Source organism: Streptomyces sp. NBC_01198 (genome assembly GCF_036010485.1).
Lineage (GTDB): Bacteria > Actinomycetota > Actinomycetes > Streptomycetales > Streptomycetaceae > Actinacidiphila.
In genome coordinates this window covers 758,511-780,165 of the sequence record NZ_CP108568.1, presented here as the reverse complement: position 1 = coordinate 780,165, position 21,655 = coordinate 758,511, and the positions used below count along the sequence as shown (strand labels likewise).

21 protein-coding genes are annotated in these 21,655 nt (G+C 72.4%); 6 read left to right on the top strand and 15 right to left on the bottom strand.

Annotated features, from left to right (window positions below):
* Positions 1 to 138 precede the first annotated feature (138 nt).
* Positions 139 to 1,203 (top strand): hypothetical protein, encoded by a 1,065-nt coding sequence (locus OG702_RS03490; RefSeq protein ID WP_327287391.1) that lies wholly within the window; start codon positions 139 to 141, stop codon positions 1,201 to 1,203.
* A gap of 92 nt (positions 1,204 to 1,295) precedes the next feature.
* On the top strand, positions 1,296 to 2,252 hold the full coding sequence (locus OG702_RS03485; protein WP_327287390.1) for an SDR family oxidoreductase: 957 nt from the start codon (positions 1,296 to 1,298) through the stop codon (positions 2,250 to 2,252).
* On the opposite strand, the gene OG702_RS03480 is transcribed toward OG702_RS03485, so the two are convergent.
* Complete coding sequence (locus tag OG702_RS03480) at positions 2,243 to 3,289, bottom strand: helix-turn-helix transcriptional regulator (protein ID WP_327287389.1); 1,047 nt, start codon at positions 3,287 to 3,289, stop codon at positions 2,243 to 2,245. The genes OG702_RS03485 and OG702_RS03480 overlap by 10 nt on opposite strands.
* Positions 3,290 to 3,438: 149 nt before the next feature.
* On the opposite strand from OG702_RS03480, the gene OG702_RS03475 reads away from it, so the two are divergent.
* The gene (locus OG702_RS03475) at positions 3,439 to 4,839 is read left to right on the top strand and encodes an FAD-binding oxidoreductase (protein WP_327287388.1); all 1,401 of its coding nucleotides are present in this window, start codon (positions 3,439 to 3,441) and stop codon (positions 4,837 to 4,839) included.
* A gap of 116 nt (positions 4,840 to 4,955) precedes the next feature.
* Positions 4,956 to 5,465: an RICIN domain-containing protein gene (locus OG702_RS03470; RefSeq protein ID WP_327287387.1), complete on the top strand. Its 510-nt coding sequence runs from the start codon at positions 4,956 to 4,958 to the stop codon at positions 5,463 to 5,465.
* 73 nt (positions 5,466 to 5,538) lie between these two features.
* On the opposite strand, the gene OG702_RS03465 is transcribed toward OG702_RS03470, so the two are convergent.
* From OG702_RS03465 to OG702_RS03435, 7 genes are all read right to left on the bottom strand, one after another.
* The gene (locus tag OG702_RS03465; RefSeq protein WP_442814289.1) at positions 5,539 to 7,251 is read right to left on the bottom strand and encodes a beta-N-acetylhexosaminidase; all 1,713 of its coding nucleotides are present in this window, start codon (positions 7,249 to 7,251) and stop codon (positions 5,539 to 5,541) included.
* A 164-nt stretch (positions 7,252 to 7,415) separates the two neighbouring features.
* Positions 7,416 to 7,907: an Ig-like domain-containing protein gene (locus OG702_RS03460; RefSeq protein ID WP_327287386.1), complete on the bottom strand. Its 492-nt coding sequence runs from the start codon at positions 7,905 to 7,907 to the stop codon at positions 7,416 to 7,418.
* Between the two features lie 173 nt (positions 7,908 to 8,080).
* The gene (locus OG702_RS03455) at positions 8,081 to 9,133 is read right to left on the bottom strand and encodes an IPT/TIG domain-containing protein (protein ID WP_327287385.1); all 1,053 of its coding nucleotides are present in this window, start codon (positions 9,131 to 9,133) and stop codon (positions 8,081 to 8,083) included.
* Positions 9,134 to 9,326: 193 nt separating this feature from the next.
* Entirely contained in the window at positions 9,327 to 10,070 is a 744-nt protein-coding gene (locus OG702_RS03450; protein WP_327287384.1) for an IPT/TIG domain-containing protein, read from the bottom strand.
* Between the two features lie 552 nt (positions 10,071 to 10,622).
* Positions 10,623 to 11,057 (bottom strand): VOC family protein, encoded by a 435-nt coding sequence (locus OG702_RS03445; protein ID WP_327287383.1) that lies wholly within the window; start codon positions 11,055 to 11,057, stop codon positions 10,623 to 10,625.
* 66 nt (positions 11,058 to 11,123) lie between these two features.
* Positions 11,124 to 11,408 carry a hypothetical protein gene (locus OG702_RS03440; RefSeq protein WP_327287382.1) on the bottom strand — a complete coding sequence of 95 codons (285 nt, stop codon included), beginning with the start codon at positions 11,406 to 11,408 and terminating at the stop codon, positions 11,124 to 11,126.
* A gap of 37 nt (positions 11,409 to 11,445) precedes the next feature.
* On the bottom strand, positions 11,446 to 11,925 hold the full coding sequence (locus OG702_RS03435) for a hypothetical protein (protein ID WP_327287381.1): 480 nt from the start codon (positions 11,923 to 11,925) through the stop codon (positions 11,446 to 11,448).
* A 212-nt stretch (positions 11,926 to 12,137) separates the two neighbouring features.
* On the opposite strand from OG702_RS03435, the gene OG702_RS03430 reads away from it, so the two are divergent.
* A complete protein-coding gene (locus OG702_RS03430) occupies positions 12,138 to 13,469 on the top strand; it encodes a tetratricopeptide repeat protein (protein ID WP_327287380.1) in 1,332 nt (443 codons plus the stop codon).
* A 25-nt stretch (positions 13,470 to 13,494) separates the two neighbouring features.
* Here the strand turns inward: OG702_RS03430 and OG702_RS03425 are convergent, their stop codons facing one another.
* The 5 genes from OG702_RS03425 to OG702_RS03405 all read right to left on the bottom strand — a co-directional run bounded on the left by OG702_RS03425 (position 13,495) and on the right by OG702_RS03405 (position 16,785).
* Positions 13,495 to 14,106, bottom strand: a complete 612-nt coding sequence (locus OG702_RS03425) for a hypothetical protein (RefSeq protein WP_327287379.1) — start codon at positions 14,104 to 14,106, stop codon at positions 13,495 to 13,497.
* A gap of 121 nt (positions 14,107 to 14,227) precedes the next feature.
* Positions 14,228 to 14,839, bottom strand: a complete 612-nt coding sequence (locus OG702_RS03420) for an HD domain-containing protein (RefSeq protein WP_327287378.1) — start codon at positions 14,837 to 14,839, stop codon at positions 14,228 to 14,230.
* Positions 14,836 to 15,780, bottom strand: coding sequence for an NADP-dependent oxidoreductase (locus OG702_RS03415; RefSeq protein WP_327287377.1), 945 nt, complete (start codon positions 15,778 to 15,780; stop codon positions 14,836 to 14,838). The genes OG702_RS03420 and OG702_RS03415 overlap by 4 nt, the downstream gene beginning before the upstream one ends.
* A gap of 221 nt (positions 15,781 to 16,001) precedes the next feature.
* Positions 16,002 to 16,382: an MmcQ/YjbR family DNA-binding protein gene (locus tag OG702_RS03410; protein WP_327287376.1), complete on the bottom strand. Its 381-nt coding sequence runs from the start codon at positions 16,380 to 16,382 to the stop codon at positions 16,002 to 16,004.
* Positions 16,383 to 16,491: 109 nt separating this feature from the next.
* Positions 16,492 to 16,785, bottom strand: coding sequence for a hypothetical protein (locus OG702_RS03405; protein ID WP_327287375.1), 294 nt, complete (start codon positions 16,783 to 16,785; stop codon positions 16,492 to 16,494).
* Between the two features lie 454 nt (positions 16,786 to 17,239).
* Between OG702_RS03405 and OG702_RS03400 the strand changes: the two genes are divergently transcribed.
* The gene (locus OG702_RS03400; protein WP_327287374.1) at positions 17,240 to 19,045 is read left to right on the top strand and encodes an FG-GAP repeat domain-containing protein; all 1,806 of its coding nucleotides are present in this window, start codon (positions 17,240 to 17,242) and stop codon (positions 19,043 to 19,045) included.
* A gap of 70 nt (positions 19,046 to 19,115) precedes the next feature.
* Here the strand turns inward: OG702_RS03400 and OG702_RS03395 are convergent, their stop codons facing one another.
* Positions 19,116 to 20,138 (bottom strand): LLM class flavin-dependent oxidoreductase, encoded by a 1,023-nt coding sequence (locus OG702_RS03395; RefSeq protein ID WP_327287373.1) that lies wholly within the window; start codon positions 20,136 to 20,138, stop codon positions 19,116 to 19,118.
* A gap of 115 nt (positions 20,139 to 20,253) precedes the next feature.
* Positions 20,254 to 21,345, bottom strand: a complete 1,092-nt coding sequence (locus OG702_RS03390) for an RICIN domain-containing protein (protein ID WP_327287372.1) — start codon at positions 21,343 to 21,345, stop codon at positions 20,254 to 20,256.
* Positions 21,346 to 21,655: the final 310 nt, after the last annotated feature.

Below are 21,655 nucleotides of genomic sequence, written 5' to 3'. Positions count from 1 at the left end.
CGGCCGAGAAGCCCGCAGATCCAGACATCCGCGCCTGGCGGCGGAGGCCCGGGTTCGCCCAGATCAGCCGCGTGGTGATAGGAGAATGAAGCAGGGTCCAGGGGAGGGCCCGTTCGTGCGAAGGGGTGGGAGAACGCCGTGGCCAAGGATGGGTCGTCCATACCGGACGAGGAGTGGGAGCGCTTCCTGCGGGACGCCGAGGCGGGCACGCGGAGCGCGCCCGAGGAGCCCTCGGCGCGGGCCCGGATGGTCGGACGGCGGCTGCAGGAGGAGGCCGGGCCGCCGGCGGGATGGCGGGCTCAGCAACCGCCCCGGCGCAGGCCGGCCAAGGCCTGGTACGCGGTCGGACTCCTGGTCGCGGTCGTGCTGTTGGTGGTCGCGCTGGATCCGGGACGGGTCGTCGGATGGTTCGGGGACGGCCACGCGGACGGCGCGAGCGCGTCACCCGCCACCGGTTCCGCGCTCCGGCCGCCCACGGTGGACGAGCCCTTCCGGGGGTCGCCGGCGGCGCAGTGGAAGGACGGGACGGCCGGGATCAGCGTGCCCGTGGCGCGGGCGACCGGCTGGATGAACGAGGGACAGGTCACGCACGCCCTCGGCCAGAGCCTGGACTTCCTCGCCGCGGCCAGTCTGGATCCCGATGTGCTGCGCGGGGGGCAGCCGAAGAAGGCGATCGCGTTGATCAACCCGCACCAGCGCGACGTCCAGGACTACCTGTCGGCCGCCTTCCGCGATCCCAGCCAGGAGAACGACCCCCTGCTGCTGTTCAGCCGCTTCGCGCAGACGAAGGTGCGGCTGGCGGGGACCACGGTCAAGGCGCAGGGATCGATCTCGTTCCGCGAGGGCAAGCGCGGAGCGGTCGAGGTGACCAGCGATGTCACCTACGTCTACCCGCTCGTCCGTGCCGCGGGCGGCAGCGACGAGGTCGCGCGCACCATCGTGCGCCGCGAGACGGTGATGAGCTGGGACGACCCGGCGAAGGTCATCACCGAGCCGGGGACGTTCTCCCTGGTCTCCTACAAGCTGGACGCCAGCAACGGCGGCTGCAGCAACTTCACCGGCTTCTTCGTCCCCGAGTTCGCCGCCGACCACCAGAGTTCGGGGAAGGGCCCCGAGGTGGATCCGTACGACCGGAGCGTGCCGATGGACACGCGGATGAAGGAGTCCGGCGGCACGCAGTGCGGAACGGCCAGCCGGCTGTGACGGACGGGGCGCCGGTCGCCCGCGGCTGAACCGGGGCACACTCCGGAAAAAGGGTGACGTGAACTGTCACCTTTGGCGTGCACCGTGGTGGCATGGACAAGGACACCCACACCCAGCACCCCACCCCGGACAACCCACTCGGCGGCCGGATCGCCCTCGTCGCCGGGGCCACCCGCGGCGCCGGACGCGCCCTCGCCGTCGAACTGGGACGGGCCGGCGCCACCGTCTACGTCACCGGCCGCACCACCCGGGGGCGTGCCAGCGAGGTCGGCCGGACCACGGAGACCATCGAGGAGACCGCGGAGCTGGTCGCGGCGGCCGGCGGCACCGGCATCGCGGTCCCCACCGACCACCTCGACGAGGACCAGGTGCGCGGCCTCGTCGCGCGGATCGACCGCGAGCAGGGGCGGCTCGACATCCTCGTCAACGACCTGTGGGGCGGCGAGCACCTGCTCGGCTCCGTCTTCGGCAAGAAGAGCTGGGAGACGCCGCTCGCCGACGGCCTGCGCATCCTGGACCTCGGGGTGCGCTCGCACGTGATCACCGCGGCACTCGCCCTCCCCCTGCTGGTCCGCTCGCCGGCGCCGCTGCACGTCGAGGTCACCGACGGCACGGCGGTCTCCAACCGCCGCTACCGCGAGAACCTCTACTACGACCTCGCGAAGAACGCCCCGATCCGGATCGCCTTCGGTCTCGGCGAGGAACTGGCGGAGTACGGGGGCACGTCGGTCGCGGTCACGCCGGGCTTCCTGCGCTCGGAGCAGATGCTCACCCACTTCGGCGTGACCGAGGAGAACTGGCGGGACGCCGTCGCCGGCGAACCGGACTTCGCCGTCGCCGAGTCGCCGCACTACCTCGCGCGCGCGGTCGCCGCGCTCGCCGCCGACCCCGAGCGGTCGGCCCGCTGGAACGGCAGATCCACCTCCAGCGCGGAACTCGCCAGGACGTACGGCGTGCGGGATGTCGACGGCAGCCAGCCGGACGCCTGGGGGTACTTCGAGGAGGTCAGATTCGGCGGGAGGGACGGCTCGGCGGACGACTACCGCTGATCCCGCGGCTGCACGCCGTACAGCTCGGCGACGCCTCGCGCGTGCTCGCGGAAGCGGGCGCGCAGCGAGGCCGGGGCCAGGACCTCCGCGTCGGCGCCCAGGCCGACGAGCTGCGCGAAGGCGACCTCCTCGGACTCCACCGGCAGTTCGAGCGTGACGCGCCCCGCCGCGTCCGGCGCGGTCGCGGAGGCCCGCGCTTCTTCGGCGCCGGCCGGATCCGCCATGGCGGGCAACCGGCGCAGGCCGGACTGCGTCAGGCGTACGGTGACGGTCGTGCGCAGCAGCGCCCGGGCGAAGCGGGCGGCGTGGGCGCGCCAGTGCGCGGCCAGGTCGAAGGACGGGTCGCGGAGGAAGAGTTCGCCGGGGCCCGCGCCGGTGTTCGTGCCGCGCGCGAGGGCTGTGACCCGGTCGACCCGGTAGGTGCGCCAGGCGTCATCCCCGCCTGTGGGTCCCCCCGGGACGCGGCCCACGACGTACCAGACGCCCGCCTTGAGGACGAGCCCGTACGGCTCGAGCAGGCGGGTCACCGTGCCCGGGGCGCCGCCCTCCCGGGCCGGCCGGGTATAGGTGAGCTCGACGGTGCGGTCGGACCAGACGGCGCGGGCCAGTTCCGGCAGCAGCTCCGGCGCGGACGGCTCGCGGAACCAGGCTGGGGCGTCGAGGTGGAAGCGGCGTGCCGACGACTCGGCCGCCGCACGCAGCGACGGCAGCAGGGTGGCCGACAGCTTCAGCCGGGCCGTGCCCGCCGCGTCCGAGAGTCCGAGATCGCGCAGGACCGCGGGCAGGCCGGAGAGATAGAGCGTCTCGGCCTCGGTGGGGTGCAGGGTGGTGAGCCTGGTCCGATGGCCCGGCGCCAGGTGGTAGCCGCCGGCGCGGCCGCGCTCGGCCCGGATCGGGACGCCCGCCTCCTGCAGCGCCTGGGCATCGCGGATCACGGTGCGCTCGCTGACCTCCAGCTCGCGCCCGAGGGCGGCGGCGGTCAGGCCGGGACTGGACTGGACGAGCAGGGCCATACGGATCAGACGGGCGGCGCGCATGGCTCAAGGATCGCGGACCGGGCCGTGCTCGGGCACCGGGCGCGGCACCGGGCCGCCCGTCGAATGACATGATCATATGTGACCGTTATGATGGATTCTGCCCGATTGCAGCTGCTCCGGTCTGTCGTCCGAGTGACGGGATCTCTCTCATGACGTCCGACGATTCGTCCCTGCCGGCGGTCCGGCCGGCGGATGCCGCGGCCCTCGCCGCCTCGACGACGGGTACGGTCCTGCTGCCGGGCGACGCGGGATACGACGAGGAACGCGCCGTCTTCAACCTGAACCACGAGCTGGTGCCAGCTCTGATCGTGGTGGCGCGGGGCGCGGCCGACGTCCAGGCCGCCGTCGGCTTCGCGGCGCGGCAACAGCGGCCGGTCCTGGTGAAGACCACCGGCCACCAGATGGTCGGGCCGGCACGCGGCGCCGTCGTGATCGCGACCCATCTGATGAACGACATCGCCGTCGATCCGGCCGCCCGCACCGCCCGGGTCGGCGCCGGAGTGATCTGGTCCGAGGTCATCGCGGAGACGACCAAGGCGGGGCTGGCCCCGCTGAACGGCTCGAATCCCACGGTGGGAGTCTCCGGTTACACTCTCGGCGGCGGTCTCAGCCCCACCCTCGGCCGCTCTCATGGCTACGCCGCCGACCATGTGCGCTCCCTCGACGTGGTGACCGCGGACGGCGAACTGCGGCATGTCGACGCGCGGTCCGAGCCCGAACTGTTCTGGGCGCTCCGCGGCAACAAGGGCAACTTCGCCGTGGTCGTCGCGCTGGAATTCGACCTCTTCCCGGTGGCCCGGCTCTACGGCGGCGGCATCTACTTCCCCGGCGAGCGGATGGCCGACCTGCTGCGCGCCTGGGCCGCCTGGCACCCGGGCACGCCGGAGACCATGGTCTCCTCCTTCGCCGTGCTGCGGCAGCCCACGCCGGAACTGCCGGAAGAGCTGCGCGGCGCGTTCCTGGTGCACCTGCGGTTCGCCTACGACGGCGCACCCGCGGACGGCGAGCGGCTGATCGCGCCGCTGCGGGCGGTGGCCCCGGCGGTCCTGGACACCGTGCGGGACATGCCGTACGCCGAGGTGGCGTCGATCCACAGCGAGCCGACCGACCCGGTGCCCTACTACGAACGCGGCATCATGCTGCGGGAGTTGCCCGAGCAGGCGCAGGACAAGCTGGTCGAACTCGCCGGCCCCGACTCCGCGAGCGGCCTGGCCGTCGTCGAGCTGCGCGCCCTGGGCGGCGCGTGGGACCGCGAGCCCGCGGTGCCCAACGCCGTGGCCACCAGGGGCCTGCGCTACAGCCTGCTGGCCGTCGCGGCCGGCGAAGTGGCGCGCGAGCGCGAGCTCCGTAAGTCCGTCGCCGACGTCCTCGACGGCATGGAGCCCTGGCAGGGCCCCCGTCGCCTGGTGAACAACCTCGCCCCGGACGAGGCAGCCGACGCGGCGGCGATCTACGGCCCCGAGCGCTACGCGCGCCTGGCAGCCGTCAAGAAGACCTACGACCCGTCCAACATGTTCCGCCTGAACCACAACGTGCTGCCGGCCACCTGACGCCCCGAGCGCCCCCTCGCCGGACGTCGCGGTGACGAACCTTCAAGTTCGTCGTGGCCATGACGAATGATCTCCCCTTACGCTGGCCCCAGCGTCACTATGTAAGGGGAAAATCTATGCGTTCCAAAGTAAATCTCGGCCTCGCGGCGCTGTCCACGGCAGCCCTGCTCAGCATCGGACTCGCCTCGGCGAGTCCGGCCTCGGCAAGCAGCTACCCGACCCTGCAGAACCTCGACCTCGCCACCAAGATGTGTGCCACCCCGCTCGCCGACGGGAAGACGAACGGCACCATCGTGACCCAGTGGCCCTGTGCCGAGGGCGAACGCAGCCAGGAGTGGGAAGTGCACGACAACGACTACGGCGTCCTCTACACCAACGTGGCGAGCGGCAAGTGCCTGGTCCCGAGCGGCAGCAGCACCACCAAGGGCACCAACCTGGTGCTGTGGACGTGTGACCCGCACTCGGAAGCCGAAGCGTGGTCGGGAAGCAACCGCGACATCTGGAACGTGAAGTCGGAGATGGCCATCACCACCAAGGGCGGGAGCGTCGGCAAGGGGGCCTATCTCACCCAGTGGCCGGAGAACGGCTCGGTGTCCCAGAGCTGGGGCTGGGGCATCTGGAACTGACCGGAAGGAAGCGGGCCCGGGTCGGCACCGGTCCGGCAGCCGGGGGTGAGGTACGCCGGCTGCCGGTGGGGGGTCAGTCGGTGGTGGGCCAGTCGATCAGGGGGGAGTGGTAGAAGTCGATGCCGAGGGCGGTCATCCTCGGGCCCTGGGCCGCCAGGCGCAGCTTGTAGGTGTTCCAGTCGTGCGTGGACTCCGGCGACCAGCCGAGTTCCGCGATGCCCGGCAGCCGGGGGAAGGCCATGGCCTCGATGTCGTCATTCGTGACGATCGTCTCCGTCCACAGCGGCGCCTCGACGCCGATCACCGCGCTCGACGGCACCCCCGCGCCGGCCAGGTAGGTCCCCGGGTCCCAGTCGTAGGAGCGGTTCACCTCGACCGTGCCCGCCCAGTCCTGGCCGAGCTCGGTGTTCTCGTCGTACTTCATGTCCAGGTACGAGCGGTCGGCGGGCGCGAGCACGAGCCTGGTGCCGTTCTTCGCCGCCGCGGCGACCTGGGCGCGCTCCGCCGCGCCCGTGTCGTCGTAGCCCCAGTATTCGGCCACCGCGCCCTTGACCGGCGTCGCCGAGGTGATCTGGTGCCAGCCCATCACGGTCTTGCCGTACTTCTGGACGACGGCCTGCGCGCGGTTCATGAACGACACGTAGTCCGCCTGGCTGGTGGACTGCGCCTCGTCGCCGCCGATGTGGAGGTAGCGGCCCGGCGTGATCGCGGCCAGCTCACGGATCACGTCGTCGATGAAGTCGTAGGTCACGTCCTTGGGCACGCACAGCGAGCTGAACCCGACGTCGGTGCCGGTGTAGAGCGGCGGCGCGACACCGTCGCAGTTGAGCTGCGGGTACGTGGCGAGCGCCGCGTTGGTGTGCGACGGCATGTCGATCTCGGGCACGACCTCCAGATGGCGGGACCCGGCGTAGGCGACGATCTGCGCGTACTGCGCCTTGGTGTAGTAGCCGCCCCGGCCGCCGCCGACCTCGGTGGACCCGCCGTAAGGAGCGAGTCGGGGCCAGGAGTTGACGGCGATACGCCAGCCCTGGTCGTCGGACAGGTGCAGATGCAGCTCGTTGATCTTGTAGAGCGCCAGCTGGTCGATGTACTTCTCGACCTGGGGGACGGTGAAGAAGTGCCGTGACACGTCGAGCATCGCACCGCGGTAGGCGTAGCGCGGCACGTCCGTGACGGTGCCGCCGGCGACCTGCCAGGGACCGGGCTGCCTGGTGCGTTTCTCGACCGACGCGGGAAGCAGTTGGCGTAGCGTCTGGACGCCGTGGAAGAGGCCTGCCGAGGTGCCCGCGGTGAGGGTGACGCCGTCCGGGCCGGAGCCGAGGCGGTAGCCCTCGGCGCCGAGGCTGCCGACTCCGGGGCTGAGGGCCAGCCGGATGTCGTGCCTGCTCCCGGCGCTGTGTCCGCCCCGCGCGGGCCCGCTGTCCTCGACGACCGGCAGGGCGTAGCCGGTGGACGGACGCAGCAGCCCGGCCAGGTAGCCGCCGACCTGGCGTGCGTCGGCTGCGTGCCCCTCGACGCGGATGCGTGCGGACGGCGTCAGCGTGAACGGCCGGCCCGCCGGGCGCACCTGGGCGGGCGCGGGCACGATCTGGCCGAGCGGCCGCACCGCCGCACCGTGCGGCGCCGGCTTGGCCTGGGCGGAACCGGCCGTCCCGAGGGCCGAGGCGCCGGCCGCGAGCACCAGCAGCAGGGTTCCGGCCAGCCGGGGGACCGTACCGGAGAGGGCGCGGGGGCAGGGCGGGGCGAGGGGGAGGGCGCGGGGAGGGGGTATGTGCAGTCTCACAAGTGTCCCTTCGACGTGGGGAGTCGGAGCCGGTGGCTCCGAGCGGCCGGACATCGCGTCCCATGGGACCCGGACACCTCACCCGCGTCAAGGTGTAGACCAATTTTCGCCTCGCCGACGGCCGCGCCGCCCGTCGTGGGACGGAGCGACGCGGCCGGTGCCCGTCAGCGTCCGCGGTAGATGTTGATCTCGTTGTGGATGTTGCCGACGCTGAAGTTGATCAGGCCGCCGCAGGCGAGGAGGCAGAACCCGCCCGGCTGCGTCGGGGTGACCGGTGCCGCCGACACCTGCACGGTCGTCTCGGCGTGCGAGGCGCCGCAGTTGTCGTTGCCGTTGTACGCGGCGGTGATGGTGTGCGTCCCGACGGTGCTCAGGCTGGCGGTGTAGGCGGCGGCGCCCGCGGAGCTGACGGGCACGGTGGCCAGGAGATCCCCGCCGTCGAAGAACGTCATGCCCAGGCCGGGGCTGGGATCGCTCGGACAGCTCACCATCGCGGTCAGGCTGACCGGCTGTCCGATGGTGGCGGCCGACGGCGTGGCCTGGACCGTGGTCGACGAGACGTCCGCCGCCGCCGCGGGTGTGGCGAGGACGACGACGGCGGCGCAGGCCGCGGTGGCGGCCAGGATTCCGGCGGCCCGATCTTTCCAACGTGTCACTTTTCGACTCCCTGATCGATCGACGGCGAGGTGGTTGGGCCTCGGGAACGCCACATTAGGGAGTGAATATGTGCATCACACCGCATGACGACCCTGTTCGGTTGATTCAGCCGGAGAGTTCCCCCTGATGGGCGGGGGGTCGTCCCGCGGCCTTGCCCCCGGGGCGACGGGCCCTAGATCTCGGGGGGCGACACGCGCGTGTAGGTGCGGGAGTTGCTGGTGCCGCCGGAGGTGGTGACGGTGACGGCGACGGGCCCGACCGGTCCCGCCGGCGCCTGGGCCACGACGGTGGTGTCGGAGAGCACGGTGAAGGCGGCGGGTACGGCGCCGAAGGAGACGGTGCCGGTGGTGGTCAGGCCGGTGCCGGTGAGGGTGACGCCGGCTCCCGCGTCCGTGGGTCCCTGGGCGGGGGCCAGCCCGGTGAGGACCGGTGCCGCCACGTAGGTGTAGACCACCGTGTTGCTGGTTCCGCCGGTGGTGGTGACGGTGACGGGTACGGCTCCGGTGCCGGCGGGGGCGACGGCGGTGATCTGGGTCGCGGAGTTGACGGTGTAGCTGGTGGCGGCGTGGGTGCCGAAGGTGACGGCGGTGGCGCCGGTCAGGCCGGTGCCGGTCAGGACGACGGTGTTCCCGCCGGTGGCGGGTCCCTGGTTGGGCGAGACGGAGATGAGGGAGGGGGCGCTCAGGTAGAAGTAGTAGACGGGCCCCGTGGTTCCGCCGGTGGTGGTGACGGTGACGGGTACGGCTCCGGTGCCGGCGGGGGCGACGGCGGTGATCTGCGTCGCGGAGTTGACGGTGAAGCCGGTGGCCGGGTTGCTGCCGAAGGTGACCGCGGTGGCCCCGTTCAGGCCGGTGCCGGTCAGGACGACGGTGGTGCCGCCCGCGGCGGGACCCTGGCTGGGCGAGATCGAGATGAGAGAGGGCGTGGCCGCGTAGGTGTAGGTCACCGAGTTGCTCGTGCCGCCGGGCGTCCGCACGGTGACCGCGACGGCGCCGGTCCCGGGCGGCGTCACCGCGGTGATCTTCGCGGAGGTGTCCACCGAGTAGGTGAGGGCGGCGTTGGCGCCGAAGGTGACAGAGATGGCCCCGGTGAAGCTGCTGCCGTTCAGGGTGACCGTGCTGCTGCCTGCGGCGGGACCGGTGTTGGGAACGATCGAACTGAGGACGGGGGCGGCTGCCGCGACGCTGGGCCGTGGTGTCTGCGCCGCGCGATCACTGATGTCCACGGTGTCTCCGTAGGGATGGGGCCTCCACCCCTTGGAGGGCGGGGGATTGCTGATCGGGCGGGTCGGGCCCCCGGCCCGGGACGGATCTCCCGGACCGGGGGCCGGTGAGGCGGGCACGGCGCCCTGTGTGGTCGGCGTGGCCGCTGTGGGTGGGACGACGGTCACCGGCACTGGCCGGCCCCCTGAGGGACGGTCAGATGCCGGGGCCCGCGACGTAGGTGTACGCGCCCACGGCGGTCGCGCTGCCTGCGTCGTTGGTCAGGACGACGTCGACGGCGCCGGCTGCCCCGGGGGGTGTGACCGCCGACACCGCGGTGTCGGAGAGCACGGTGAAGGGCGCCGGGTTCCCGTCGAAGGTGACCTGGTTCGTGCTGGTGAGGCCGGTTCCTGCCACGGTCACCGTGGTGCCGCCGGACGTCGGACCCGCCGCCGGGGTGACTGTCGTCACCGTGGGGGCGGCGATGTACGTGTACGACAGGCCGTTGTTGGTGCCGCCAGCCGTGGTGACGCTGACTCCCACCGCGCCGGCCGCACCCGCGGGTGCGGTCACCGTGATCTGGCCGTCGGACACGACGGTCGGGACCGCGCTGTTGGCACCGAAGGCGACACTGCTCGCGGTGGACAGGCCCGTGCCGTTGATGGTCACGGTCCCGCCGCCCGCAGTCGAGCCGGAGGTCGGGCTGAGCGACTGCTTGAACGGCGCCCCGACGTAGTAGAAGGGGATGGGGTTGCTCGTCCCTCCCGGGGTGGTGACGGTGACGCCGACCGCCCCGTTGCCGGAGGGGGAGACGGCGGTGACCTGGGTGGGGGAGACGTTGGTGACGGAGGTGGCGGAGCGGGTGCCGAAGCGCACCGCGGTGGTACCGGAGAGACCGGTACCGGTGATGGTGACGAGCGTGCCACCGCCGCTGGATCCCTGGTTCGGACTGATGGGCATGACAGATACCTCCTGGCTCGCAATGCGGTACATTGCAAGCAGAGATGGGGTGTTCGAGTTCGCGGGCGCCCCGAGTGATGCGAGTCGGTTCCCGTCTCCACTGGCCAGGTGGTAAGCGGTGACCCTGCTTCGATTCCCGCACGGCGGTGTCGGCCGCCTGCGGGATCCGCAGGGCCATCAGATCGAGAACGCGGTTGACCGGCGCAAGATGACGCCGATGCGCGGTTCGTTCGCATCCGTTCGAAAGTCCGCATATCCGTCGGAACGGACACCCTGAGTAACCCATTCAGGTGGTGTGATCACAAGGTTTCCGACAGACTGCAAGCCATTCGGCCGAGCGCTGGAAAACGGACAGTGGGGCGCGCGCAGGGGGCGCACAAGGAAGCGGAATCAATTGGTCCGCACGCCTCTGTCGCCCCGTTGTGCGACGCGGCCGCGCCGGTCGAGCGCCCCCCGTGCGGATCCGACTCACCGGTGGCCCGTAGGCCGAGCGTGCTTTGCTGAGAGCGCGGGCCCGGCCGCCTCAAACGGTCCGGACGGTACGCAGCACGCTCAGTCGAGACAGAACTCGTTGCCCTCGATGTCCTGCATCGAGATGCACGACTCGTTGTCCTCGTCGGCGGTCAGCAGTTGCACGCGTACCGCGCCGAGCGGGAGCAGCCGTGCGCACTCGGCTTCGAGCGCGGCCAGCCGCTCCTCACCCACGAGCCCGGTGCCGACCCGTACGTCGAGGTGCACCCGGTTCTTGACGACCCTGCCCTCGGGAACGCGCTGGAAGTACAGTCGCGGGCCCACCCCCGAGGGATCGCTGCACGCGAACGACGAACCCCGCTCATCCGGATCCTGGGAGCTGTGGTAGTCGTCCCAGCTGGCGAATCCCTCCGGCGGAGGCGGCACGACGTACCCCAGCACCTCGCACCAGAAGCGGGCGACGCGCTCAGGCTCCGCGCAGTCGAAGGTGACCTGGAACTGCCTGATCGTTGACACGCGCGCACCATAACAGCGGGACTCCGCAGCGGCATGCGTATTTTCGTGCGGGCCCCGGCCCCGGGCTCAGGGCAGCTCGCGCAGCCATGCCGCGATGGCGGCGCCGATCCGGTCGGGGGCGTTCTCCTGGACGAAGTGGACGCCGGGGACGCTGAGTTCGGCCTGGTTGGGCCAGGTGCGGCACAGCTCGCGGGGCCCGCCGGTAAGGAACTGGCCCGGCTCGGCGCAGACGAACAGCTTCGGCACCCGGGTCTCGCCGAGCCAGTCGTGCACCACGAGCACGACGCGCCGGCGGACGTCGAGCCGCTCCAGCAGCCGGTCCAGGAAGGCGGCGTGGTCGGCCAGCCGCATGCCGCCCCCCCGGAGCCCCCTCACCCCGGGCCGCCGCTCAGCCGCGCACCAGGGCGAAGGACTCGGCGCCGTTCACCGCGGCGACCGCCCATCCGATGTTGCAGGTATACGAGTTGGGGTTGGTCGTGAGGTCGCCGACGCAGACCCGGACGTAGTTGGCGGCGGGAAAGTCGGCGTAGTACCAGGCGGTGGAGCTGACGCCGCCGGTGTGGACGTCGCCGATCCTGGTCCAGGTGCTCCCGCGGTTTGTGGTCCGCTGGAACCAGCCCTGGCAGCTGTAGCCGCGGTCGTCCACCGTCGGCACGTCGAAGATCGCCCGCGCGTAGCCACTCTTGGTCGCGGCGTCGACGCCCATGTGGATGTTGGCCTTGCAGCCGTGGAAGTTGAGGTTCGACGGGGAGATCACGCCGTAGTCGGCGATGGTGACCGCGTTCGCGTCCGCCGTCGAGGCGAGGGTGAGGCCGATCGCCGCTGCCGCCAGCGCCAGTGCGCGGACCGCTGCCCTTTTCTTCTTCATGTCCGTCCCGTCCTTTCGTGCCCCCCTCGGGGCAGGAGCCCCGAAGCTACCCAACGGGTGAGCGCGTCCAGCAGGAGGGGTCGGGAAGGTCGACTTCGCCGCCCGCAGGGCGAACGGAGCAGGTCCCTGCCCCGCGGCCCGGCGCGGCGGCCTGGCTCCCGGAGGGGTAATTGCCTTGAGGACCCCGCGGTTGACAGGAGAAGATCACCGGCATGTTCTCGCGCAGGAACCGCCGCCCGAAGTCCGCCGAACTGCTCAAGGCGGGGGATCTCGTCGACGCCGGCGACATCCCCGCCGCCCTGCGGCAGTTGCGAGCCGCAGCGGCGGAGGGTGAGCCGCTGGGCGACGTGGCGCTCGTGCTCGGACGGGCGGCCGCGGCGGTCGGCTTCGACGACCTGCGGGAGGCGGCCGCGGCACTGGCCGCCGCCCCCCAGAAGGCCCAGGCGCTCTACGGCTTCGGGTACGCGTGTGTCGAGCGCGGCCTGCCCGACCTCGCGATACCGGCCCTGCGCGAGGCGTTGCGCCAGCACCCCGGCCGGCTGCCGATCATGCGGGAGCTGGTGACGGCCTACGAGCGCGAAGGCCGGCACCGTGAGGCCGTCGAGACGCTGTCGCGGTACGAGGAGGACTTCGCGGACTGGCCGGACCGCTACCTTCTCGTCTTCAACGCCATCATGGCCGGTGACCTGACGCTGGCCGGCAGCCAGCACGCACTGCTGCCGGCCCCGGAGGACCCCCAGTGGCTGCCCACGCAGGCCCGGCAGAGCCGGATGCTGGCGCGGGCCGCCGTCGCGGCGCCGGTGAGCCCGCTGGACGCCACCGATCTGCGGGGATGGCAGTTCGTGATGGGCGGCACGGTGCTCGGCACGCTCTCCCCGTTCGGTTTCACGGAGGGGATGCACGGCCGCTACGCCTGGGTGCAGGACTCCCACAGCCGGTGCCTCCAGGGTCTGCTGCGGCTGCAGGCGCTGCTGGAGGCGGCCGGCGTACGGCCGCGCTCGGTGTCCCTGCTGCCGGACCGCGGCAGCCAGATCCTCGGCCTTGCCGCCGCGGGCGTTCTGGGCCTGCCGGCGGAGCCCTTCGAGCCCGGACGTGAGGACACCGTCGTCATCGCCTACGACCTGAACGAGCTGGCGGCCGAGGACGACGGCCCCGAACTCCTCGGGCAGCTGCTGCCGCGAACGCGGGGACAGGTGCTGCACGAGCACGCGAGCAGCTGGACCGACCTCCCGGTGATCACCGCCGACAGCGTCGCCCTGCTGCACCAGTCGGTGGTCGCCCCGTGGGAGGGCCAGTTGCGGCTGGGGGACGACGGGGAGGCGTCGCGGTCGTCGGCCGACACCCGCCCCGCCGCGGAGATCGCCGCCGAGATCGTCGGGGCCGACGCCTCGCTGGACGCCGCCGACGACGGGGACGGCGAGGCCCCGCCCGACACGGCCGAGGGCTTCACGCGGTTCGTCACCGCGGTCCGGGAGTCCTGGCTCCAGGGCGACCGCACGCGCCTGAACTCGTCCGGCCCGGTGACCAGCTCGAAATTCGCCTGACGTCAGTTTTCATGGCCGGTGCAGCCTACGGAGCGCTGCCGGTCGAGCGGTCTCTCGGCCAGCCGTCGAGGCGGGTGAACTGCCGCATGAACTGCTCGCATCGCGCGTCGAATCCGCCGACGGCGTCGGTCAGGCGGGCCAGTTCGACGAAACGGGCGGGGTCCCAGGCGACGCCGTCGAGCATCATGATCTCCAGATCGACGAACTCGCCCCCGCTCGCCGCCGCCGCGCTCAACGCCACGGCGGTCGCGAGGACCACGCCCACGCAGGTCCGGGTCGGGCTCACGATGGCTTCGACGCCCGGGCCGGTGTCGTGCTCGCCGGGCCAGTCGACCACCAGCACCGAGGCGCGGTCCCTGCCTCCCAGGAGGCCGACCTCGAAGGTGACCGACCCCGCAACCTCCCCTTCACCCGGGGGAATCCGGCCGCCGATCATGGTGCCGGCCCGGTCCTCCGCCGACAGCGGCCGGCCCGAGGCCACCCGCAGGTGGCTCTCGACCTGCCAGCCGTCGACGATCTCCAGCTCCGGCGGCTCCGCCCCGGGCCCCAGCAGCGCTCGGAGCACGTCACCGGCACCCTTGAGCACGGTGGCCAGGGAGACGGGTGAGGGGAGCTCGGCGACGACGTCTACGGACACGCGCCGACCCTACGGCCACGGCATGCGGCGGACCACTCGAAACCGGCATGCGGCCCATCCGGCGCGGAGTGCGCCGGCGGACCGGGCGGCGCGGAGCGGCGGCCGTGGCGTCACGCGCAACCTAGGCAGGGGAGTTCAGCGGGTTGGCGGCCATCGCGGTGTCGAGGCCGGATCGCACCGACCCGGCCGCTGAGCTGTCGGGCTTGCGTGCGGCCTGGTCCCGGAAGCACGCCAGGAACTCCTCGTTGAGGTCCAGCCGCGGGTAGCCCTGCAGCACTTGGGCCTTGAAGTCGCCCGGATAGCGGTCCGCGTCCAGGCCGATGACCTCGGTGGCGGTCGCGCGGGACAGCAAGTGCCCCTCGGGGTCCGCGGACACGTCCACGTCCCGCCACATATGGCGGACGATCACCTCCGACAGGCGCTCGCGGCGCTCGACCGGCCACCCCGCCCCGGCCGCGAAGACCTGGGCGACGTGGCCGCCGGCCTCCTCGAACACGAGGGTGTGGCTGTCGAAGGCGGGCACCAGGCCCATGTCGTGGAACAGCGCGGCCACGTAGAGGAGTTCCGGGTCGTAGGGGATGCCGTCCGCCCCGGCGCGCGCCGCCGCCCACAGGTAGGAACGCAGCGAGTGGTTGAGCATCGCGGGGGACTGGTAGGCGGTGACCACCTCCAGGGCCGCGGCAGACGCCGCGCTGTCGGGCACCTGGACAGTGTCGAGTGACATACGGGTCATCGGTTTCCACCTTCCGTGGGATCGTCCGGCAGGACGCGGATGATCGTCCTGCCGGGGATGCGCCGGCCGGGCGCGAAGGCCGCGGGCGCCTCGGCGAGCGGGCGCACCTCCCCGACGATCGGCGTGAGCCGGCCGTCCCGCACCCGCTGCACGAGGTCGGCGAGCCGCGCCCGGTCGGGTTCGACGACGAAGAAGACCGCCCGCCCGTCCTCGGGCTTGACCGCGGGCGGCGCGGCGATGGTGACGAGGGTGCCGCCGGCCCGCACCAGCGCCGCCGAGCGGTCGAGGATCTCGCCGCCGACCACGTCGAAGACGACGTCGACCTTCCCGGCGTCCTCCGGCCGGTCCGCCTGGAGGTCCAGGAAAACGTCCGCGCCCAGGCCGAGCGCGGTGTCCCGGTCGGCGCTCCGGCCGGCGGCGATCACCCGCGCCCCCGCCCCGTGGGCGAGCTGGACGGCGATCGACCCGACGCTGCCTGCGGCGCCGTGGATCAGGACCGTCTGCCCCGCCTGGAGCCGGCCGTGGTCGAACAGGCCCTGCCACGCGGTCAGCCCGGAGATGGGCAACGCGGCGGCCACGCTGTGGTCGACGTCGGCGGGCAGCGGGGCGAGGTTGCGGGCCTCCACCGCGGTGTACTCGGCCAGCGATCCGTCACGGGCCCAGTCGGCGAAGCCGAACACCCGCTGGCCGACGGTGAGGCCGGTGGTGCCGTAGCCCAGTTCGGCGACCACCCCCGACAGCTCGTGTCCCGGCACGCTCGGTGTACGGTCCCGGCCGCCGCGGTCGGTCCATGTCGCGGGCCAGGAGAGTTCCCCGCGGGTGAATCCCGCGGCGTGCACCCGCACGATCACGTCGTTCTCGGCGGCGTGCGGGTGGGGCAGTTCCGTCAGGGTGAGTCCGCCGACGCCTGCGTCACGGTCGCGGACGGTGATGGCTTGCATAGGGAGTCCTCTGGAGGGCCGGGAAGGGTGGGCGGGCGCGGGGCGGGCCGAACGGGTGGGACGGCCGGGCGGCGGCGGTCACGCGTACAGATGCCCGCCCGGCCCTGCGGGGCACGCGAGGGGGCCGTGATCTCGACCGTATGCTCCAGCCGGTCCATCCGCGTGGGCCATTTCCGGGCCAATGGGATGAGCCACTTCCCGCATCCACGCCGGTGGGCGGCTCAGTGCTCCTCGGCCCTGCGTAGGCCGGGCCAGTCCAGGCGGAGCTGCTGGGCGCGCGGGAGCTTCGCGACGATCAGGTCGTACGAGTCCTCGATCAGCTCGTGGACGAGGGCGTCGGGCAGCGAGCCGTCGAGGAGCACCGTGTTCCAGTGGCGCTTGTTGAGATGCCAGCCGGGGGTGATCTCCGGGTGGGTCCCGCGCCGCCGCACCGCGATCTCGGGCTCGCACTTCAGGCTCACGCTCAGGGGTTCCGCCTCCAGCGCGGTGATGGCGAAGATCTTCCCGCCGACCTTGAAGACGGAGGTCTCCGCGGTGAAGGGGAAGGTCTCGACCGCCCCGTTCAGTTCCAGGCAGAAGGTCTTGAGCGCGTCGGGTCTCACGGCGGCCAGTCTGCCGTACGGCGCCGGCGACGCACCGGACCGGGGACGGATGGCGGCAGGTGCCGCGGGCCGCGCCCTGTCCGGTCGCCGGCCGGTCGTCCGCTCCCGGTCACCGGGACCCGGGAGGTCCCGCCTGGTCGGATTCCGCGGGGCCGCGGCGGGCACGGTACATCAGGATGGCGGTGTGGACCGCCGTGACGACGAAGAGCACCGCGGAGACTCCCGCGAGCAGGCCGAGCGAGGCGCTGCCGTCCGGGCCGGAATCCGACGCCCACCAGGCCAGCAGGCCGGAGGTGATCAGGAAGAGCGGCGCGAGGACGATGGACACCGGCGGGCGCGGCTTGCGGGCCGGTCCGGCCGGCACGCGCTCGGTGGCCGGGCGGTTCTTGACGGGTGTGGTCACGGGGGCCTCCTTCGCTCCGGACGCGGTTGAACGGCGCGCCTCAGCCGGGCCGTCGGTACGGACGGTTCTGATCCCGACCGAGGCGACGTCCACGGGGCCGCGGGCAGGTCCGCCCTCGCTGTCACGGACCGATTCCGGACGGTCACGCTCGTCGCCGATGTCCCCCAGGGGGGACCCACGGTTCCTCGGGGATCGGCACCGCCTCCCCCGGCGACCCGGGGGCAACCGGCGCTGTCCCACCAGGCTACGCCCGAAGGCGCCGGGCGGCCCGCCGCGGCGCCGCCGCGACCGCGCCGACGACTGTCAGCCCGGCCCGCGGACCGTGCGGGTGCGCCAACTCGGGATCGCGCGGGCGCCGTTCGGGGTACCGGTCCGGCACAACCAATCCCCCCGGCCGGTGGTCGGACGGGGCGGGATGCACGGGGCATCCCGCCCCGTCCGCACAGGAGGAACGTTGTCTCTGCACATCGGCAGGCGCCGTCTCGGCACCGCCACCGCCACTGTTCTGGCCGTCACGCTCGGTGTCGGGTCGCTGCTCGCCCTGCCCGCGGGCGCGACGGCGGCCCCGGCGAAGACGCAGCAGTCGGGCGGCCTGCTCCCGATGGTGCCCGGCGCCAGGCTGCTGGCCGCGGGCACCGAAGGCTTCCTGACCTCCCTCCCGCACGCCGCCGACGAGGGCAAGATCCGCTGGACGCCGTACGACGGCGGAGCCGGCCGCGACGTGCTCTACGACGTCGTCGAGGGGATAGCCGAGACATCCGGGGACACGGTCGTCTCGTCGAGCGACGCGTTCGGCACCAAGGCGGAGGACATGTCCACCGGCACCTCGTTCGGCATGCAGGCGGTTCCCGACATCCTGGACAGCTTCTACGGGGGGCTCGCGGGCTCCGACCTCTTCGTCAGCGGGGAATCGAAGCTGTGGCTGGAGGCCGGGGACACCGGACCCCGGGCCGTCCAGGGCCTGCCGGAGCACGCGACCTTCGCCCGGGTGAAGCCGGGGGACGCCACCCACGGCCTGCTCGGCGTGTCCACCCCGGGCGGCGCGGAGCGCGTCGGCCTCATCGACCTGACCAGCGCCACCATCACCTTCCCCTACCCGCAGCAGGCGCGGAACCCGGTGGTCTCCGGCAACCGCCTGGCCTGGGTCGAGGACGACACCGCCACCGGCACGCTCCGCGTGGTCGTCCGCGACCGGACCACCGGCACCGACACGGTCGTCCCCGTGCCCGGACAGTCCGCGGGCGCCGATCTGAAGTTCGGCCTGCTCGGCGACTGGGTGGTCTACGGGGGAACGGCCCTGCGCATCGGGACCGGCGAGAAGGTCGCGCTGCTCGACCGCGCCGACGCCTCGTTCGCCACCCCCGACGGCACCGCGGAGGTGGTGCAGGGCGCGTCCGCCCAGGGCGACGGCTTCTACCGCGTCTCCCTCGGCACGGACGGCCGTCCCGCCGTGCAGCTCCTCGCGCACGCCGGCACCCCCACCTCCGCCCTGCACGACTTCGACGCCGACGGTCTCGCCGACCTGCTGGGCCGGGACGCCTCCGGGGTGCTGTGGCAGGACAGCGCCGATGACGGGCAGCCTCGGGTGCGGGTCGGCGGCGGCTGGCAGATCTACGACAAGATCGAGACCGTCGGCGACATCGCGGGGGTGGGCAGCCCCGGCCTCACGCCCGAGCTCGTCGCCCGGGACACGGACGGCGTCCTCTGGCTGTATTCGGGCCTGGAGGGCGGCGGCTTCGCCAAGCGCGTGCGGGTCGGTTCCGGCTGGCAGACGTACACACACCTGACAGGCGGCAGCGACCTCACCGGGGACGGCCGACCCGACGTCGTCGCCATCGACACGGCCGGCGTCCTGTGGCTCTACACCAGCACCGGCGACACCGACCGCCCCTTCGAGCCGCGTACCCGCATCGGCACCGGCTGGGGCGTCTACAACCAGCTGTCCGCTGTCGGCGACCTGGCCGGCGGACCCGCCGGCGACCTCGTCGCCCGTGACAGCGACGGCGTGCTGTGGCTCTACCTCGGCAAGGGCGACGGCACCTACGCCCCGCGCACGAGGATCGGCGGCGGCTGGCAGGTCTACTCCCAGCTGGTCGGCGCCGGCGACGTCGACCACGACGGCAGGGCCGACCTCTTCGCCGACGACGCCGCCACGAACAACGTCTACCTGTACTCCGGCACCGGCGACCCCGCACACCCCTTCGCGCCCCGGGTGATCTCCGACGCCCAGACGGGCAACGCGTACGACCGGATGAGCTGAGCCGCGAGGCCGGCCGCCGTGGCGGGTGCCACGGCGGCCGGCCCGGGGCCGCGCCTGCGCGGCGGCGCGCTCAGCGCCAGCCGAGCTCCGGCGCCACGTGGGTGAGGATGCTCTCCAGCACGTGGGCGTTGTAGTCGACGCCCAGCTGGTTGGGGACGGTCAGCAGCAGGGTGTCCGCCGCCTGGATGGCCTCGTCCTGCCGGAGCAGCTTCACCAGCGCGTCCGGCTCGGCCGCGTAGGACCGCCCGAAGATCGCCCTGGTCGACTCGTCGATCATGCCGACCTGGTCGCGCGAGTCGCGGTCGCGGCCGAAGTACGCCCGGTCCACGTCGTCGGTCAGCGCGAAGATGCTGCGGCTGACCGACACCCGCGGCTCGCGCTCATGGCCGGCCGCCCGGTAGGCCTCGCGGTACGCCTCGATCTGCTTGCGCTGCTGTACGTGCAGCGGCTCGCCCGTCTCGTCGTCCTTCAACGTCGAGCTCTGCAGGTTCATCCCCAGGCCCGCGGCCCAGACAGCGGTCGCGTTGGATCCCGAACCCCACCAGATCCGCTCGCGCAGCCCCTCGGAGTACGGCTCGATGCGCAGAAGTCCCGGCGGGTTGGCGAACATCGGCCGCGGGCTGGGCTGCGCGAAGCCCTTGCCCTCGATCACCGTGAGGAACGCCTCGGTGTGCCGGCGGGCCATGTCCGCGCCGGTCTCGCCTTCGGCGGGGGAGTACCCGAAGTGGCGCCAGCCGTCGATCACCTGTTCCGGTGACCCCCGGCTGATGCCGAGCTGCAGCCGGCCGCCGGAGATGAGGTCGGCGGCGCCGGCGTCCTCGGCCATGTACAGCGGGTTCTCGTAGCGCATGTCGATCACGCCGGTGCCGATCTCGATCGACGAGGTCCGTGCCCCGATGGCCGCGAGCAGCGGGAACGGGCTGCCCGCCTGCCGCGCGAAGTGGTGCACGCGGAAGTAGGCGCCGTCCGCGCCGAGCTCCTCGGCGGCGACCGCCAGGTCGATGGACTGGTGCAGGAAGTCGGCGGCGGACCGGGTCTCGGAGTGCGCGTCCGGCGACCAGTGCCCGAACGAGAGGAATCCAATCTTCTTCACGCGAGCTCACAGCGTCCGGCGGCCGGGTTTGATTCCCGCCGTCCCCGACCCTCTCCACCGGACGGTCGGGGCGCCGTCCGGCCGCCGGGCCTGGTCACGGGCCTGTTCCGGCGGCTCAGGCCGCCGAGGCCCACCACTTCTGGTCTTCGCCGCCCGTGCCGGACCACTGGATGACCTGCGCGCCCGCCGCCGTGCTGCCGCCGCCGGAGACAGAGAGGTACTTTCCGTTGCCGTTCGTCCACTCACCCGTGTGGGGGTGGTAGGTCCACTGCTGCTCCGGCTTGCCGTTGCAGGTCCACTGGATGACGTCCGCTCCGTCGGCCGAACTGCCCCCGCCTGACACCGACAGGCACTTGCCGCTCTTGTCGTTGACCAGCTGGCCGCCGGTCCACTTCCACTGCTGCTCCGGGCCACCGTTGCAGGTCCACTGGATGACGTCGGCGCCGTCGGCGGTGCTGCCGCCGCCGGACACCGACAGGCACAGCCCGCTGTTGCCGTTGGCGTACTGCGGGTGGTCCAGCGCGTGGTCGTAGCGGTAGGGGGTGAAGCCGTTGGAGGTGAGGTAGCTGCGGGCGTACTGCGACACGCGGGCGTCGGTGCCCGAGTGGGCCTCCTCCAGGACGATCGCGGTGGTGTGGGCGGAGCTGGTCCACGCCTCGAAGAGCACCACGTGCTCCATGGCCGAGGTATTGGTGTCGATCATGTCGCCGGGCTGCAGGACGTCGAGACTGCTCAGCCGGGTCGACACGGACGGCAGCGTGGAAGTGGTGCGGCTGGTGTCCAGGTGCCAGGCCATGGAGACGAGGCCGGAACAGTCCTGCCGGTAGGTGCCGTTGGAGTCCGTCCAGAACCTGGTCTGGCTGTACGGAACGCTCTCGTCGACCCACTGCTGGGCCCGCGCGACCATCTCGGACCGGGATATGTCACCGTTCGTGGCACTCAACGGCTGCACCTCGCGAGCGGCGGCCGCGGTGGTCAGTCCGGCCGGCGGCGCGTCGGGCTGGGGAGCGGCCGCGAGTTCCGCCGCGGTCGCCGTCGCGGGGTCGGGCACGGTCGGGGTGACACTGGTGCTGTACGGGGCGCTGCCACCGGGCGCGGCGGCAGCGGCGGGAGCGCTGGGCACGGCCGCGCCGAGCACGGCTCCCAGGAGCGCGACCACGACCACACCTGAGCGGACGGCCGGAACGCGGCCGGTTCTCCTGGGCAACTGCATCTCCTTCTGCCGACCCCGTCCCGGGCGAAGCGTCCTCCAGGAACAGGGAATACCACCAGGTGATCTGACGGTGAGAAATATATGAGCCCGATACGACTTGGGCAATGCATTCCGGGTGTGGATCGTCCGGGCGGACAAGCGGATGCATGGGCTCCGCCGCAGCTCACCCCCGATAGCCGCCCGCACATCCCGGACCCGGTGGCGGCGGAATCCCCCGCGCCTGGACGGCAGATGAACGATGACGGATTTCTTCGCGTGCAATTCCGCACGGCGGCCCGATTCCGGCCGGAAACGCCGGATCCCT

Coding starts and splice junctions, on each gene's coding strand:
- OG702_RS03420 (WP_327287378.1), bottom strand. CDS start 14,839: ATGACCCGTATGTCACTCGACACTGTCCAGGTGCCCGACAGCGCGGCG.
- OG702_RS03440 (WP_327287382.1), bottom strand. CDS start 11,408: ATGCGGCTGGCCGACCACGCCGCCTTCCTGGACCGGCTGCTGGAGCGG.
- OG702_RS03475 (WP_327287388.1), top strand. CDS start 3,439: ATGACGTCCGACGATTCGTCCCTGCCGGCGGTCCGGCCGGCGGATGCC.
- OG702_RS03450 (WP_327287384.1), bottom strand. CDS start 10,070: ATGCCCATCAGTCCGAACCAGGGATCCAGCGGCGGTGGCACGCTCGTC.
- OG702_RS03435 (WP_327287381.1), bottom strand. CDS start 11,925: ATGAAGAAGAAAAGGGCAGCGGTCCGCGCACTGGCGCTGGCGGCAGCG.
- OG702_RS03470 (WP_327287387.1), top strand. CDS start 4,956: ATGCGTTCCAAAGTAAATCTCGGCCTCGCGGCGCTGTCCACGGCAGCC.
- OG702_RS03480 (WP_327287389.1), bottom strand. CDS start 3,289: ATGCGCGCCGCCCGTCTGATCCGTATGGCCCTGCTCGTCCAGTCCAGT.
- OG702_RS03430 (WP_327287380.1), top strand. CDS start 12,138: ATGTTCTCGCGCAGGAACCGCCGCCCGAAGTCCGCCGAACTGCTCAAG.
- OG702_RS03415 (WP_327287377.1), bottom strand. CDS start 15,780: ATGCAAGCCATCACCGTCCGCGACCGTGACGCAGGCGTCGGCGGACTC.
- OG702_RS03485 (WP_327287390.1), top strand. CDS start 1,296: ATGGACAAGGACACCCACACCCAGCACCCCACCCCGGACAACCCACTC.